Here is a 14525-nt window from a genome sequence, read left to right as displayed (position 1 = left end):
AGGAGCCCTGAGAGGCTCCCTGGAGGAATGCCCATGATGCTTCATCGCCGTGCCCTTCCGGGGCTGGCCCTGGCAGCCGCAACCCCGGCTTTCGCACAGGGCCATTGGCCCGACCGCCCGATCCGCCTCGTCGCCCCCTATCCGCCCGGCGGCCAGACCGACGTTGTGGCCCGCTGGCTGGCCGAACAGCTGCGCACGGTCCTGCCGCAGCCCATCATCGTCGAGAATCGTGCGGGCGCGCAGGGCATCATCGGCACGCAGGCGGTGCTGGCGGCGCCCCCCGATGGCTATTCCGTGCTCTATGTGAATGCCTCGACCACGCTGATCAATCCGGTGATCCATCCAGGGCCGCCCTATGACACCTTCCGGGACATGGCCCCTGTTGTGCAATTCGGCACGGCCGCACTGGTACTGACGGTGCGGCCCGATCGCGGGATCAATTCCCTGGCGGAACTGCTCGCTCTCGCGCGGCAGCGGCCGGGGGAGTTGTCGTATGCTTCCTTCGGCATCGGCTCCGCGTCGCATCTTTATGGCGCCATGCTGGAAAAGGCGGCGGGCGTGCGGATGTCCCATGTGCCGTATCGTGGCTCGGCTGCGGCGGTGCAGGACGTGCTGGCAGGGCACGCCTTCATGTCCATCAATGACGAGGCGGTCAGCATCCCGCAGGTGGCGGATGGGCGCCTCAAAGCCCTGGCGGTGACCGGGACACAACGCATTGCACCGCTGCCGGATGTGCCAACCTTCCAGGAGCTGGGCTTCGCGGGCGGGTTGGAAATCCTGGGCTTCAACGGTCTGGTCATGCGGGCTGGCACCCCGCCCGCCATCATCCAGCGCCTCGCCGATGCCGTGCTGGGCGTGATCCGCACAGCACAGGGGCGGGAGCGACTGGCGGCGATGCGCCTGCTGCTCACTGGGCTCGGCCCCGAGGATTTCGCGAGCCAGTTGCGGCGGGATGCGCCGATCTGGGCGCAGGCGGCGCGGGATAGCGGGGCGCGGGTGGAGTAGTCTGCCTCAGCCGGCGGCCAGCGCCACTTCGATCAGCCGTTCCAGCACCTCGGCCTCCTGCGCGCCGGCGATGGCATGCTCGCCATCCACCAGGAAGCAGGGCACGCCGTTGATGCCGAGGCGATGGGCGCGGAGGTTTTCCAGATGCACCCACTCCGTCTCGCCAGCGCCGCCCAGGAAGCGCAGCGCGGCGGCCGAATCGAAGCCTTCCTCCCCAGCCAGCGCGGCCAGGGTGGTGTTCTGGCCGATATCCAGCCCCTCGCAGAAATAGGCCGCGAAAAGCCGCTCCACCAGGCGATCCACCGAGGCCTGGCGGCCGGCCCAGCGCAACAGGCGATGGGCATCCAGGCTGGCTGGGATGCGGCGCAGCAGGTCAAACCGGAACTCGATGCCCTCGGCGCGGCCGAGATCGGTGATGGTGCCATGCAGCCGCCGCGCCCGATCCTCTCCGCCGAACTTGCGCGCAAGCCAATCCTGCCGCGGGATTCCGCCGGGTGCGATTTCGGGGTTCAGCAGGAAGGGGCGCCAATGCAGGTCGGGCTGGAGGTCGTGCCGCTCGGTCAGCACGCGCATCAGCCGCCGGATGCCCAGATAGCACCAAGGGCAGACGAGATCGAAGACGATCTCGACGGAAAGCCGCGGCTGGGGTGGTGCAAGGATATTCACCTGACCATGCTACAGTCTTCCTGCGGATCTGGGCAAAGGGTGGATGATGGAGACGAAGGAACAACTGGCGCGGCTGGTCGGCCTGCTGGCGGCGTTCGCCCTGGCGGCGGGGTGTTTCCTGGTACTGAGGCCCTTCATCTCGGCCTTGCTCTGGGCGGTGATCCTGGTCTTCTGCACCTGGCCGGCTTATCGCGCCCTGACGGACCGGATGAAGCTTGGCCGCAGTTCGGCGGCGGGCGTCATGGTCACCGCCGAATTCCTGCTGATCGGCCTGCCGCTGATCTTCGCGACGCCGGTGCAGCGCGAGGATATTGATGGCATCCGCAACTGGATCGAGCGGATTTTCAGCGAGGGCCTGCCCGATCTCTCGGCCACGTTCCTGCTAATTCCGGTGGTTGGCAGCTATCTGAATGAATGGTGGCAGGCCTTCGCCGGCGATACCTCGCATCTGATCCAGGCGCTGCGGCCCTATGCAGGTACCATCGCGCAATTGGGGCTTTCGGTTCTGCTGGCGCTGCTCTCGGGCATTGCGGAGATGCTGGTCGCGATCCTGCTTGCCTTCTTTATCTACAAGGACGGCCCGGCGCTGGCACGCCACACCTACGCCCTGCTGGAGCGGCTGGCGGGCGCGCGCGCGGCGCATCTGTGGGAACTGACAGGCAATGTGACGCGCGGCGTCGTCTATGGCCTGCTCGGCACGGCGGTGGTGCAGGGCTTCATGACGGCTTTTGGCCTCTGGATCGCGGGCGTTCCGCAGCCAGCGTTGCTCGGCGTCATCGCGGGGGTGATTTCCATCCTCCCGGTCGGTGCGCCCCTTGTCTGGCTGCCAGCGGCGATCTGGCTGTTTGCCACGGGCAGCCTGGGCTGGGGCGTCTTCATGCTGGCCTATGGGGCGCTGGGCATTTCGTCGGTGGATAATTTCATCCGGCCCTGGCTGATTTCCCGTGGCGCCGACCTGCCACTGCTGCTGACCATCCTGGGTGCGCTGGGCGGCGTCCTCGCCTTCGGCTTCCTCGGACTTTTCCTGGGGCCGGTGATGCTGGCGCTGGGCTATACCCTCATGAAGGAATGGGCCACCGGCACCGCAGAAGAGGCTTCCCCCGAGGCGCATCCGCCCGTATAGCGGGCGCTTCGGGCCGAACAGGCCGGGGGTTCGGGAGACATCAAATGATCGCTTTGTGGCGGGCCGCGACCATTGTCGCGGCGCTGATTATGGGTGTTGCCGAGGCACGGACCGTGCGCTGGGCCGCGAGTGGCGATCCGAACACGATGGACCCGCACAGCCAGAATGTCGGCACCGTCACCATGGTGCTGCAACAGATCTATGACAGCCTGATCAGCCGCAACGCGCAGCTTGGCCTCGAACCCGGGCTCGCCACCGCCTGGACGCTGGAGGAGCCGACGCGCTGGCGCTTCACGCTCCGCCCCAATGTCCGCTTCCATGAGGGCGAGGCCTTCACCAGCGATGACGTGGTGTTCAGCATCACCCGCGCCCTGGCGCCCACCAGCAATTTCGGCATCTTCGTGGATACGATCGAGCGCGCCGTCGCGGTGGATGCGCTGACGGTGGACATCATCACCAAGGCACCGGACCCGATCCTGCCCAACAAGCTCGCTTCCGTCTTCATGATGTCCCGCTCCTGGAGCGAGCGGAACAATGCCGCCCGTCCGCAGAACACCCGCCAGCGTGAGGAGATGCACACCACCCGCAACACCAACGGCACGGGCGCTTTCCGGCTCGCCTCGCGCGAGCCCGATGTGCGGACCGTCCTGGCGCGCAACGCCGATTGGTGGGGCTGGCAGGTGCCGGCCAATGCCGGCAACGTGACCGAGATCGTCTTCCGCCCCATCGCGAGCGATGCGACGCGCGTTGCGGCGCTGCTGTCGAACGAAATTGACTTCGTGATGGACCCGCCGCTGCAGGATCTGGCGCGGCTGCGCAATTCGCAGGGATTGCGCGTGCTCGAAGGCCCGGAAGTGCGCACCATCTTCCTCGCCATGGATGTGGCGCGGGATGAGCTGCTCTATTCCGACGTGCGCGGCCGCAATCCGCTGCGCGATGTCCGCGTGCGGCGGGCGCTCTATCACGCGATTGATATCCAGGCGATCCATCGCACCACCATGCGCAACCAGAGCGTCGTCACCGGCACGCTCTTTCCCGAGCAGGTGAATGGCTTTGCACGTGAGGAGGATGTGCGCCTGCCCTTCGATGCGGCGCGCGCCCGCGCCTTGCTGGCCGAGGCCGGCTATCCGAACGGCTTTGAGATCACGCTCGACTGCTCCAACAACCGCTACATCAATGACGAGCAGATCTGCCAGGCCATCGTGGCGATGTGGGCGCGGGTCGGCGTGCGGGCACGGTTGAATTCCATGCCGCTTGCTCCCTTTTTCGCGAAAATCCAGCGCGACGACACCAGCATCTACATGCTGGGCTGGGGCGTGCCGACGCTGGATGCGCTGTATTCCTTCCAGTCGCTGCTGGCCACGCGCAATGGCGCCCAGGGCGATGGCATCTGGAATTACGGCCGCTATTCCAACCCGGCCATGGATGCGCTGATCCAGCGCATGAAGGTCGAAACGGGCGAGGCCCGCCAGGCCACGATCCGCGAGGCGCTGCGGCTGTACCGGGAGGATGTCCCGCATATCCCGCTGCACCACCAGATGATCCCCTGGGCGATGCGCAGCACGCTCACCATCCCGCACATGGCCAATAACCAGCCCTATTTCCGCTGGGCTGTGGTGAATTGAGGCGCATGGCGGTCAGGGCCAGGGGATAGCCACATGTTTTCCTTCATCATCTCCCGCATTCTCCAGGCCCTGCCGGTGATGTTCGTCGTCTCGCTCATCAGCTTCGCCATGTTCGCCTATGTGGGCGATCCCGTGGCGATCATGCTCGGGCAGGACTTCACCGAGGCGCAGCGAGATGCGCTGGTCCGTGACCTTGGGCTCGACAAGCCCTTCTTCGTCCAGTTCGCCACCTTTGTCGGCAATGCGGTGCAGGGCGAATTCGGGCTGTCCTACCGCCTCTCCCGCCCCGTTGCGGAACTCATCGCCGAGCGTGCGCCGGCCACCCTGGAACTGGCGCTGAGTGCTGCGATCCTGGCCTTGCTGATCGGCGTGCCGATGGGCGTCTATACCGGCCTTTATCGCAATTCCTGGCTGAGCCGCTTTTTCCTGACCTTCAGCCTGGTCGGCGTTTCACTGCCGACCTTCCTCATCGGGATTCTGCTGATCCTGACGTTTTCCGTCTGGCTCGGCTGGCTGCCCAGTTTCGGGCGTGGCGATGTGACGCGCTTCGGCTGGTGGTCCTCGGGCTTTTTCACCTGGTCCGGGCTGAAGGCCTTGATCCTGCCGGCTATCACACTCGGGCTATTCCAGCTCACCCTCATCATGCGCTTGGTGCGCAGCGAGATGATGGAGGTGCTGCGGACCGACTACATCAAATTCGCGCGCGCCCGCGGCCTGCCCAACCGGGCCGTGAATTTCGGCCATGCGCTGAAGAATACGCTGGTGCCCGTCATCACCATTGCCGGGCTGCAATTGGGTGGCATCATCGCCTTCGCCATCGTGACCGAGACGGTGTTCCAGTGGCCCGGCATGGGGCTGCTGTTCATCCAGAGCGTAGGGGCTGCCGACATTCCCGTGATGGCGGCCTATCTCATGCTGATCGCGCTGGTCTTCGTGACCATCAACCTCATTGTGGACCTGCTCTATTACGCGGTGGACCCCAGGTTGCGCGTGGGCCGGGGGAAGGGACACTGAGATGAAAGCCTTCTTCGACTCAGACATCTGGTGGAGCTTCACGCGCTCTCCCATCACGGTGATCTCGGCCATCGTGGCCTTCATCTGCATCGCGGGCGCGGTGCTGGCGCCACTCCTGGCGCCACACAACCCCTTTGATCTTGCTTCGCTGCAACTCATGGACGCCTTCAAGCCACCGGCCTGGCAGTCGGAAGGCGAACGCAGCTATCCCCTCGGCACCGATGACCAGGGGCGGGACATGCTCTCCGCCATCATGTATGGCGCCCGCGTCTCGCTGCTGGTGGGCTTCGCCGCGGTGATCTTCTCGACGCTGGTGGGCGTCACGGTCGGGCTGTTGGCCGGCTATCTGGGCGGCAAGGTGGATGCGCTGCTGATGCGCATTGCCGATATCCAGCTGACCTTTCCCTCCATCCTGGTCGCGCTGCTGATTGATGGCGTTGTGCGCGCCGTCCTCCCGCGCGAGACGCATAGCGAGGTCGCGCTGTTCGTCGTGATCTTCGCCATCGGCATTTCCAACTGGCCGCAATTCGCCCGCACCGTGCGCGGCTCGACGCTGGTGGAGCGCAACAAGGAATATGTGCAGGCGGCGCGCGTCATCGGGCTCTCGCCCTTGCGCATCATGCGCAGCCATGTGCTGCCCAATGTGATGTCCCCCGTGCTGGTCATCGCCACGCTGAACCTGGGCTTTGCCATCCTGGCAGAGGCCACACTGAGCTTCCTGGGCGTCGGCGTGCCACCGACCCAGCCCTCGCTCGGCACGCTCATCCGCATCGGCAATGACTTCCTGTTTTCTGGCGAATGGTGGATCACGATCTTCCCCGGCATCGCCCTGATCGTGATGGTCCTCTCAGTGAATCTCCTGGGCGACTGGCTGCGCGACGCATTGAACCCGAGGCTGCGATAGATGGTGTCGATCAACTTGCCCCTGTTCGTCGCTTCGCTCCCGCATGGGGATGTGCGATGACGCCGCTTCTTCAGGTCAAAAATCTCCGCGTCGAATTCCCGACGCGGCGCGGGACGTTGGTCGCCCTCGATGACGTTTCCTTCGACATCGCCCCTGGCGAGGTGCTGGGCGTGGTCGGCGAATCGGGGGCCGGCAAATCCATGACGGGGGCCGCCATCATCGGCCTGCTGGAGCCACCGGGGCGCATCGCCTCGGGCCAGATTCTCCTGGAAGGCCGGCGCATTGATAACCTGCCCTATGAACAGATGCGCCAGATCCGCGGCCGCCAGATCGGCGCCATCTTCCAGGACCCGCTGACCACGCTGAACCCGCTGTACACCATCGGCCGCCAGCTGGTGGAGACGATGACGACGCATCTGCCCATCGGCCCGGGCGAGGCGCGGGAGAAGGCGATCGGCTGGCTCGAACTCGTTGGAATCCCCGCCGCGCGGGAGCGCATTGACAGCTACCCGCACGAATTTTCCGGCGGCATGCGGCAGCGCGTGGTGATCGCACTCGCCCTCTGCGCCGAGCCCAAGCTGATCGTGGCGGATGAGCCCACCACCGCGCTCGATGTCTCGATCCAGGCGCAGGTCATCGCCATGCTGAAGACCCTGGCGCGCGAGAAGGGGACGGCGATGATGCTCGTCACGCATGATATGGGCGTGATCGCCGAAACCGCGGACCGCGTGGCCGTCATGTATGCTGGCCGCATCGGTGAAATCGGGCCCGTGCGGGAGGTGGTGCGCCACGCGCGCCACCCCTATTCGCAGGGGCTGATGGGCAGCATTCCGCCGTTGGATCGCCGCGTCGAACGCTTGCAGCAGATTGACGGCGCCATGCCGCGTCTGACCGCCATCCCGAAGGGCTGCGCCTACAACCCACGCTGCCCGCAGGTCTTTGACCGCTGCCGTGAGGAGCGGCCCGAGTTGCTGGATGCGGGCACCACCCGCGCCGCCTGCTGGCTCTACGGGGAGGGCGCCCGATGAGCAGCGCGTCTGATCACTCGGGCGGCCACGCCTCTGGAACGCCGATGCTCGCCGCGCAGGATGTGGCGCGGTATTTCGATGTCTCGAAGCCGCTGCTCCAGCGCCTGATCGCGCGTGAGGGCAAGCGCACCTTGCGCGCGGTGGATGGGCTTTCGTTTGATATTCCGAAGGGCACGACGCTGTCGCTCGTCGGCGAAAGCGGCTGCGGCAAATCAACCGTCGCGCGTCTGGTGGTGGGGCTGTATCCGACCACGCGCGGCCGCGTGATGTTCGATGGGCAGGATCTCTCTCTGGCGCGTGCCGATTCCAAGCAGCGCAGCCGCATGCAGATGATCTTCCAGGACCCCTATGCCTCGCTCAATCCGCGCTGGCGGGTGGTGGATATTGTGGCCGAGCCGATTCGCGCCTTTGGCCTGATGCAGGACAAGCAGGCCATCCTGGCCCGTGTGGGCGAATTGCTGACGCAGGTCGGGCTCTCTCCCCTGGATGGGCAGAAATACCCGCATGAGTTCTCCGGCGGGCAGCGCCAGCGCATTTCCATTGCGCGCGCTCTTTCCTCCAACCCGGAATTCCTGGTCTGCGATGAGCCGACCTCCGCACTCGATGTCAGCGTGCAGGCGCAAATCCTGAACCTGATGAAGGAACTGCAGACGCGGCTTGGGCTGACCTATCTCTTCATCAGCCACAACCTCGCGGTCGTGCGCCAGGTGAGTGACCGCATCGGCGTGATGTATCTGGGCAAGCTGGTGGAGCTTTCGCCGGCGGAGACGCTCTTCGAGGCGCCGCGCCACCCCTATACGCGGGCCTTGATGGAAGCGATCCCCGATCTGGAGATGACCGGGCGGCAGCGCATTCCCGTGGGGGGTGAGGTGCCTTCGCCGATTTCGCCACCTTCGGGCTGCACCTTCCATCCGCGCTGCGCGCTGGCGAATGCGCGATGCAAGGCGGAAGTGCCGGTGATGAAGCCGGTGGTGACATCGCCCCGGGCTGGGTCTGCGCTGCCGCTGGGTGACGCGATGGTCGCCTGCCATGCCGTCGAGGAGGGCCGCGCCACGGCCTGATGGGCCTGGCGTGGATTTTGCAGGTTTCCGGCGTCATATTCGCCAGGAGACGAGATGCGCCTGCCCCTGATCCTTGCCTGCATGGCCTTGCTCGGCCTGCCGGCCCAGGCTGATCCGGCCTATCCGTCACGCCCCGTCACGCTGATCGTCGCCTTCGCACCTGGCGGGCCGTCCGATACCACGGGCCGCCTCGTCGCCGAGGCGCTCTCCGCCCGGCTTGGGCAGCGGTTCCTCGTGGAAAATGTCTCGGGCGCGGGCAGCACCATCGGCTCGGCCCGCGTGGCGCGCAGCGCGCCGGATGGCTACACGCTGCTGCTCAATCATTTGGCATTGCCGGGCGGTGCGGCGCTCTACGCCTCTTTGCCCTATGACACGGCGACGGCCTTCGCGCCCATCGGCTTGATCAATTATGGCCCCCTGGTGCTGATCGGGCGGCGGGACCTGCCGGTGGGCGATACGGCCGGGTTGCTGGCCTGGATGCGCAGCCAGGGCGAGCGCCTGAACATGGGTCATTCGGGCATCGGCTCGGCGGTGCATCTCTGCAGCCTGATGATCCAGCATCGGCTGGGCGTGAAGTTCAACGATATCGGCTATCGCGGCAGTGCCCCGGCCCTGCAGGACATGCTGGCGGGCCGGGTGGACACGATCTGCGATCTTTCCACCACCGCGCTGGCGCAGGTCCAGGGGGGCACCGCGCGGCCCTTCGCCGTCACCACGCGCGGACGGCTGGCCGCCCTGCCTGAGACGCCCGCCTTTGCCGAGGTCGGGTTCGCGGGCTTTGAATTGCTGCTCTGGAACGCCATTTATGCGCCCGCCGCGACACCACGCCTGATCATCGAGCGGTTGAACGGCGCGCTGCGGGACGCCCTGGCCGAGCCTGCCCTGCGCACCCGCTTCGCCAGCTTCGGCACCGAGGTTTTCCCGCCCGCGGAGCAAACGCCCGAGGCGGCCCAGGCGCGGCTTCAGGCTGAGATCATCGCCATTCGCGATACGGTCCGCGCCATGGGCGTCGAACCCGAGCGCTGACGCGCAGGGGGCGAGCAGGCGTGGGACGAAAGCCCCAATGATGCCCCTCATTCACGATGATGATTGGCGCGCCACCCGCGCCAGGTGCCACCATGCCTCCATGGAACACACATCCCCCGCCTTCACGGCCCACCCGGAAACCCGCATCGGTCATGTCCATCTGAAGGTGGCCGATATCCCCCGCGCGCTGACCTTCTGGCGTGATGCCCTGGGCCTGACGCTCATGCTGGAACGGCCGGGCGCCGCCTTCCTCTCCGCGGGCGGCTACCACCACCACATCGCGCTCAACACCTGGGAGAGTGCGGGGGGCACGGCGCCACCCGCGCATCATACCGGCCTCTATCACGTGGCGCTGCTCTATCCGGACCGCGTGGCCCTGGCGACGGTCCTCAAGCGGATCCTGGCGGCCGGGGTGCAGTTGGACGGCGCCTCGGATCACGGCGTCAGTGAGGCTCTGTATCTGCGCGACCCGGATGGCAATGGCGTGGAATTGTACCGTGACCGCCCGCGCGAGGAATGGCCCAAGGATGCGGAGGGTGCCATGACGATGTTCACCCGCCGCCTGGATGTGGCGGCCTTGCTGGCGGAGGCGTAGGCTCCGCCCATGCGGAAAAACCTCCTGATCATCGGCAATGGCTATACGGGTGAGGCGATCCTGGACCTCGCTCGACGCTCGGGATGGGCGGCGCGGATCACCTCCCGCAACCCGGGGGGGGCTCCTGGTGTCATCTCCTTCGATGACCCGGCATTGCTGGCGGGCGCCACTCACCTGGTGGTCACGGCCCCCCCGGGCCCCGCCGGTGATCCGGTCTGGGCGCGGCATGCGGCGGCGCTGCGGGCCGCGCCGCTGCGCTGGGTGGGATATCTCTCCACCACGGGCGTCTATGGCGATCGTCAGGGCGCCTGGGTGGAGGAGGATACGCCGCCCTCGCCCGGGCAGGAGCGCAGCCGCCGACGCCTCGCGGCGGAGGATCAATGGCGCGATCTTGCGTCGGGCGTCGCGGTGGATCTGTTTCGCACGGGCGGCATCTACGGCCCTGGCCGGTCGCCGCTCGATGATGTCCGTGCCGGCACCGCACGATGCGTGGTCAAGCCGGGCCACAGCTTCAGCCGGATCCATCGTGATGATATCGCCCGCGCCGTGCTGGCCGCGGCAAGCCGCCCCCCGGCCCCCGGGGCGCGGGTGCTGCATCTCGTGGATGACGAGCCGAGCACCCAGGCCGATGTCACGCTCGAAGCCTGCCGCCTGCTCGGCGTGGCCCCGCCACCGCCCACGCCCTTCGCCGAGGCCTATGCGCGGATGAGCGAGATGGGGCGCAGCTTCTGGGATGAAAGCCGGCGCGTTGCCAGCCGCCGCACGCAGCAGGCGCTCGGGATCGCCTGGGCCTTCCCGAGCTATCGCGAGGGGCTAGCCGGGATTTTCGCGGCCGAGCGGGGGGAGCAGGGCGCCCAGCGTCCGGCCCAGTAGCGCCAGCTCATCCGGCTTGGACAGGCGGTGATCGCCCTGCTTGACCAGCGTCACCTCCACATCGCCGCCGGTGATCATCTCCGCGATGCGCAGGCTGAGGGCCCAGGGCACATCGGCATCCTGCTGGCCATGCAGCAGCCGCACCGGCGCCGTGATGGGCAAGGGCGCGCGCAGCACGAGATGGCGCCGCCCATCCTCGATCAGCGTGCGGGTGATGGGATAGGGCGCGCCATATTCGGAGGGGCGCAACCAGAAACCCTCACGCTCGATCTGGACGCGGACCGCCGGGGGAAACTGCGCCCACATCAGATCCTCGGTGAAATCCGGTGCGGCGGCGATGCCGACCAGCCCGGCAAGCCTCTCCGGGTGGCGCTGCGCCAGCAGGAGAGCGATCCAGCCCCCCATGGAGGAGCCGACCAGGATTTGCGGGCCCTGCGTCAGTTCCAGCAGAACGCGCTCCGCATCGCTGGCCCAGAGGCCGATGCTGCCCTCCTCGAAACGCCCGCCCGAGGTGCCGTGGCCGCTATAGTCGAAGCGCAGGAAAGCCTGGCCGCGGGCGGCGCACCAGGCGGCCAGGTATTCCGCCTTGCTGCCCGTCATGTCGCTGTTGAAGCCGCCCAGGAAGACGATGCCGGGCCCGCGGCCCGCAAGGCGCCGATAGGCCAGATGTCCGAGCGTTCCGTGTTCTTCCGTCATGGATGCGGCATGGCACGCATGGTTGCGGCCGTCCATGCGGAAGGTTAGCAGGGGAGGGCATGTCATCCCCTCCCGCCATCCTGCAGGTGCTGCCCCGGCTTGATGCCGGGGGTGTCGAGCGCGGTACGCTGGAAATCGCCGAGGCGATCCAGGCGGCCGGTTACCGCGCCCTGGTCGCCTCGGCGGGGGGGCGGCTGGTGCCGGCGCTGGAGGCACTGGGCGCGCGGCACATCTCCTTGCCGCTGGCCACCAAATCGCCGCTCGGGATCTGGCGCAATGCGGGCGCTTTGGCAGGGCTTGTTCGGGCGGAGGGCATCGCCATCCTGCATGCGCGCTCCCGTGCGCCGGCCTGGTCCGCCTGGCTTGCCGCGCGGCGGACGGGCGCGGATTTCGTGACCACCTATCACGGCACCTATGGCGAGGGATTTCCCGGCAAGCGGCTCTACAATTCCGTGATGGCGCGGGGGGATCGCGTCATCGCGATCAGCCGGCATATCGCGGCGCATATCCAAGGCACGCATGGCGTGACGCCGCGGCTCATCCCGCGCGGGGTGGATTTGCGCCAGTTTGATCCGGCAGCGGTGGACCCCGCCCGGATTGCCAAGCTGCGTGCGGCCTGGGGGCTGCCGGCCGGCGCGCCCGTCATCCTGCTGCCCGCGCGGCTGACGCGCTGGAAAGGGCAGGGGGTGCTGGTGCAGGCTCTGGCGGAGATCCCGGGGGCCGTCGCGGTCCTGGCCGGCGATGCCCAGGGCCGTGATGCCTATGTGCGGGAATTGCAGGAACTGGCCGCCGCGTGCGGCGTGGCAGGGCGCATCCGCCTGCCTGGTCACATTGCGGACATGCCGGCGGCACTGCTGGCGGCCGATCTCGTCATTCATGCCAGCATCGAGCCCGAGGCGTTTGGCCGCACGGTGATCGAGGCCCAGGCCATGGCCCGCCTGGTCATCGCGGCCGATCTCGGTGGCCCGCGCGAGACGGTGGAGGATGGCGTCACCGGCTGGCTCACTCCGCCCGGCGATGTGCCGGCGCTGGCCGCCCGGATACGCGCGGCATTGGCCCTGCCTGCCAGCACGCGCGCCGCGATGGGCGAGGCCGCAAGGCTGCGCGTGCCCAGCATGGAGGCGATGCAGTCCGCCACCATCGCCCTGTACCGGGAATTGCTCGATTGAGCCGCATCCTGGTCATCAAGCTCGCCGCGCTGGGCGATTTCGTGCAGGCCTTCGGCCCCTTCGCGGCCATCCGCGCGCATCACCCGCAGGCGCGGATCACCCTGCTCACCACCAAGCCCTTCGCCGCCCTGGCGGAGGCCTCGCCCTGGTTTGATGAGGTCTGGAGCGATGGGCGGCCCGATTGGCTTGATCTGCGCGCGGTGCTGCGGCTGGCGCTGCGGCTGCGCCAGGCTGGCTTTGCGCGGGTCTATGACTTGCAGACCTCCAGCCGCTCCTCGCGCTACCGGCTTTTTGTGGGTGGTGGCGCGGATTGGTCCGGCATCGCGCGCGGCGCCTCGCACCCTGATGCGGATCCCGGGCGCGACTCTCTGCATACGGCGGAGCGGCAGCGCGGCCAGTTGCGCGCCGCCGGGATCACGGATTTTCCAGCACCCGCCCTCGACTGGCTCGCCACCGACATTTCGGGCCTGGACCTGCCGGAGCGCTTTGCGCTGATGCTGCCCGGCGCCTCGCCCGCGCGGCCGGGCAAGCGCTGGCCCGCGGCGCATTTCGCGCAGCTCGCGGCCCGGCTGGGCCGGCCCGTGGTGCTGTGCGGCGGCGCGGCCGAAATCCCCCTCGCGCGTGAGATCATGGCCATGACGCCGGGCCTGCTGGACCTGACCGGCCGGACCGATCTGCGCCAACTCGCGGCCGTGGCGCGGCGGGCTTCGCTGGCCATCGGCAATGACAGCGGCCCGACGCATCTGGCCGCCGCCGCGGGCTGCCCGACGCTCGCTCTGTTCGGCGGCGAGAGCGATCCCGCCCTATGCGCCCCGCGCGGCAATGTTGTGGTCCTGCGCCGCCTGCCACTGGCGGGCTTGAGCGTGGAGGAGGTGCTTCAGGCTGCTTCGGGGCTTTCCGGCACCTGATCCGCCCATTCGGGCCGCAAGACATGGCCTCCACCTGGCCCGTCACGCCGGATGAAGCCGCCGGCGGCCTCCAGCATGGCATCCAGCGAGCCCTGGCCGGCGAAATCGCTGCCGCGCAGCGTGGCGCCGGTGCGGCCACGCAGCATTTGGCCGAGGTGCGGGACATGCACGGGCCCCTCGGCCTCCTGCATGATATCCCGCACCACGCCCAGAAGATCGGCCGCATTCTCCACGCCGAAGGCCGGCCCCGGCTCGCGCGAGGGCTGCCAGCCGAGCCAGGAGGCCAGCAGATCGAGCCCGATCACCTCATCCGCTGCGGCGCGCACCACGCGGCCCACATCGGGGTGCGCCACGAGCCGGGTGCGCCTGTCCGCCGCCCGCAGCCGCTGCAGCAGAGGAACGAAATCGGAATCGGTGGAGAGCAGAATGAACTCGTCATAATGCACCTGGGGGGACAGCATCGCCTCCATCGCATCCAGCGCGATGCGCACATCGGCGGCGTTCTTGAGGCGGGTCAGCTTGGGGCAGTCCATCACCTCGAAACCGGCCGCCATGAAGGCCCAGCGGAATTCGGCATAGCGCACGCGGGAGCCGGCGCCGTCCTCCAGCGTCCCGGCGGGGTTCATGTAGCAGCGGCGCAGCAGGGCGCGGCGCGGCCGGTCGGCCAGCAGGCGCTCCAGCCAGGCTTCCGGCTGATCGGCGAAGCGCAGCGCGTATTCCGGGCCGGCGCCATCCCGCAGGCCGGAAATCAGATTGTCGAAATCGAGAAAGATGGCGCTGCGCAATTCGGTCATGGCCAAGCTTCGCCCGCGCCGGGCCGCCACGCAATCGC

The 14525-nt window shown here is 67.8% G+C and carries 15 protein-coding genes; 12 read left to right on the top strand and 3 right to left on the bottom strand.

Translation table 11 applies throughout. From position 1 onward, the window contains the following. Positions 1-33: 33 nt before the first annotated feature. Positions 34-1005, top strand: a complete 972-nt coding sequence (locus LHU95_RS15140; RefSeq protein WP_248707792.1) for a tripartite tricarboxylate transporter substrate binding protein — start codon at positions 34-36, stop codon at positions 1003-1005. A gap of 6 nt (positions 1006-1011) precedes the next feature. On the opposite strand, the gene LHU95_RS15135 is transcribed toward LHU95_RS15140, so the two are convergent. After that, positions 1012-1671 carry a DsbA family oxidoreductase gene (locus LHU95_RS15135; protein ID WP_248707791.1) on the bottom strand — a complete coding sequence of 220 codons (660 nt, stop codon included), beginning with the start codon at positions 1669-1671 and terminating at the stop codon, positions 1012-1014. 43 nt (positions 1672-1714) lie between these two features. On the opposite strand from LHU95_RS15135, the gene LHU95_RS15130 reads away from it, so the two are divergent. From LHU95_RS15130 to LHU95_RS15090, 9 genes are all read left to right on the top strand, one after another. After that, positions 1715-2794, top strand: a complete 1080-nt coding sequence (locus LHU95_RS15130; protein WP_248707790.1) for an AI-2E family transporter — start codon at positions 1715-1717, stop codon at positions 2792-2794. A 44-nt stretch (positions 2795-2838) separates the two neighbouring features. Then, positions 2839-4419 (top strand): ABC transporter substrate-binding protein, encoded by a 1581-nt coding sequence (locus tag LHU95_RS15125; RefSeq protein WP_248707789.1) that lies wholly within the window; start codon positions 2839-2841, stop codon positions 4417-4419. Between the two features lie 33 nt (positions 4420-4452). Further along, positions 4453-5433, top strand: coding sequence for an ABC transporter permease (locus LHU95_RS15120; RefSeq protein ID WP_248707788.1), 981 nt, complete (start codon positions 4453-4455; stop codon positions 5431-5433). A 1-nt stretch (position 5434) separates the two neighbouring features. After that, on the top strand, positions 5435-6337 hold the full coding sequence (locus tag LHU95_RS15115) for an ABC transporter permease (protein ID WP_248707787.1): 903 nt from the start codon (positions 5435-5437) through the stop codon (positions 6335-6337). 56 nt (positions 6338-6393) lie between these two features. Beyond that, complete coding sequence (locus LHU95_RS15110) at positions 6394-7365, top strand: ABC transporter ATP-binding protein (protein WP_248707786.1); 972 nt, start codon at positions 6394-6396, stop codon at positions 7363-7365. Then, positions 7362-8426 carry an oligopeptide/dipeptide ABC transporter ATP-binding protein gene (locus LHU95_RS15105; protein ID WP_248707785.1) on the top strand — a complete coding sequence of 355 codons (1065 nt, stop codon included), beginning with the start codon at positions 7362-7364 and terminating at the stop codon, positions 8424-8426. Before LHU95_RS15110 ends, LHU95_RS15105 begins: the two co-directional genes overlap by 4 nt. A gap of 54 nt (positions 8427-8480) precedes the next feature. Beyond that, entirely contained in the window at positions 8481-9452 is a 972-nt protein-coding gene (locus tag LHU95_RS15100) for a tripartite tricarboxylate transporter substrate-binding protein (protein ID WP_248707784.1), read from the top strand. 100 nt (positions 9453-9552) lie between these two features. Then, positions 9553-10047: a VOC family protein gene (locus LHU95_RS15095; protein ID WP_248707783.1), complete on the top strand. Its 495-nt coding sequence runs from the start codon at positions 9553-9555 to the stop codon at positions 10045-10047. 9 nt (positions 10048-10056) lie between these two features. Continuing rightward, positions 10057-10920, top strand: coding sequence for an SDR family oxidoreductase (locus LHU95_RS15090; protein ID WP_248707782.1), 864 nt, complete (start codon positions 10057-10059; stop codon positions 10918-10920). Here LHU95_RS15090 and LHU95_RS15085 read toward each other — a convergent pair. Then, a complete protein-coding gene (locus tag LHU95_RS15085; protein WP_248707781.1) occupies positions 10861-11616 on the bottom strand; it encodes an alpha/beta hydrolase in 756 nt (251 codons plus the stop codon). The genes LHU95_RS15090 and LHU95_RS15085 overlap by 60 nt on opposite strands. Before the next feature lie 59 nt (positions 11617-11675). Here LHU95_RS15085 and LHU95_RS15080 point away from each other — a divergent pair, with 59 nt between their 5' ends. Continuing rightward, positions 11676-12785, top strand: coding sequence for a glycosyltransferase family 4 protein (locus LHU95_RS15080; RefSeq protein ID WP_248707780.1), 1110 nt, complete (start codon positions 11676-11678; stop codon positions 12783-12785). Then, positions 12782-13693: a glycosyltransferase family 9 protein gene (locus tag LHU95_RS15075; protein WP_248707779.1), complete on the top strand. Its 912-nt coding sequence runs from the start codon at positions 12782-12784 to the stop codon at positions 13691-13693. The genes LHU95_RS15080 and LHU95_RS15075 overlap by 4 nt, the downstream gene beginning before the upstream one ends. Here LHU95_RS15075 and LHU95_RS15070 read toward each other — a convergent pair. Further along, positions 13663-14487 carry an NYN domain-containing protein gene (locus tag LHU95_RS15070; protein WP_248707778.1) on the bottom strand — a complete coding sequence of 275 codons (825 nt, stop codon included), beginning with the start codon at positions 14485-14487 and terminating at the stop codon, positions 13663-13665. The two genes, LHU95_RS15075 and LHU95_RS15070, sit on opposite strands and share 31 nt — an antisense overlap. Positions 14488-14525 lie beyond the last annotated feature (38 nt).

This window comes from Sediminicoccus sp. KRV36 (assembly GCF_023243115.1).
Taxonomy (GTDB): domain Bacteria; phylum Pseudomonadota; class Alphaproteobacteria; order Acetobacterales; family Acetobacteraceae; genus Roseococcus.
This window is presented reverse-complemented; position numbering and strand designations above follow the sequence as displayed.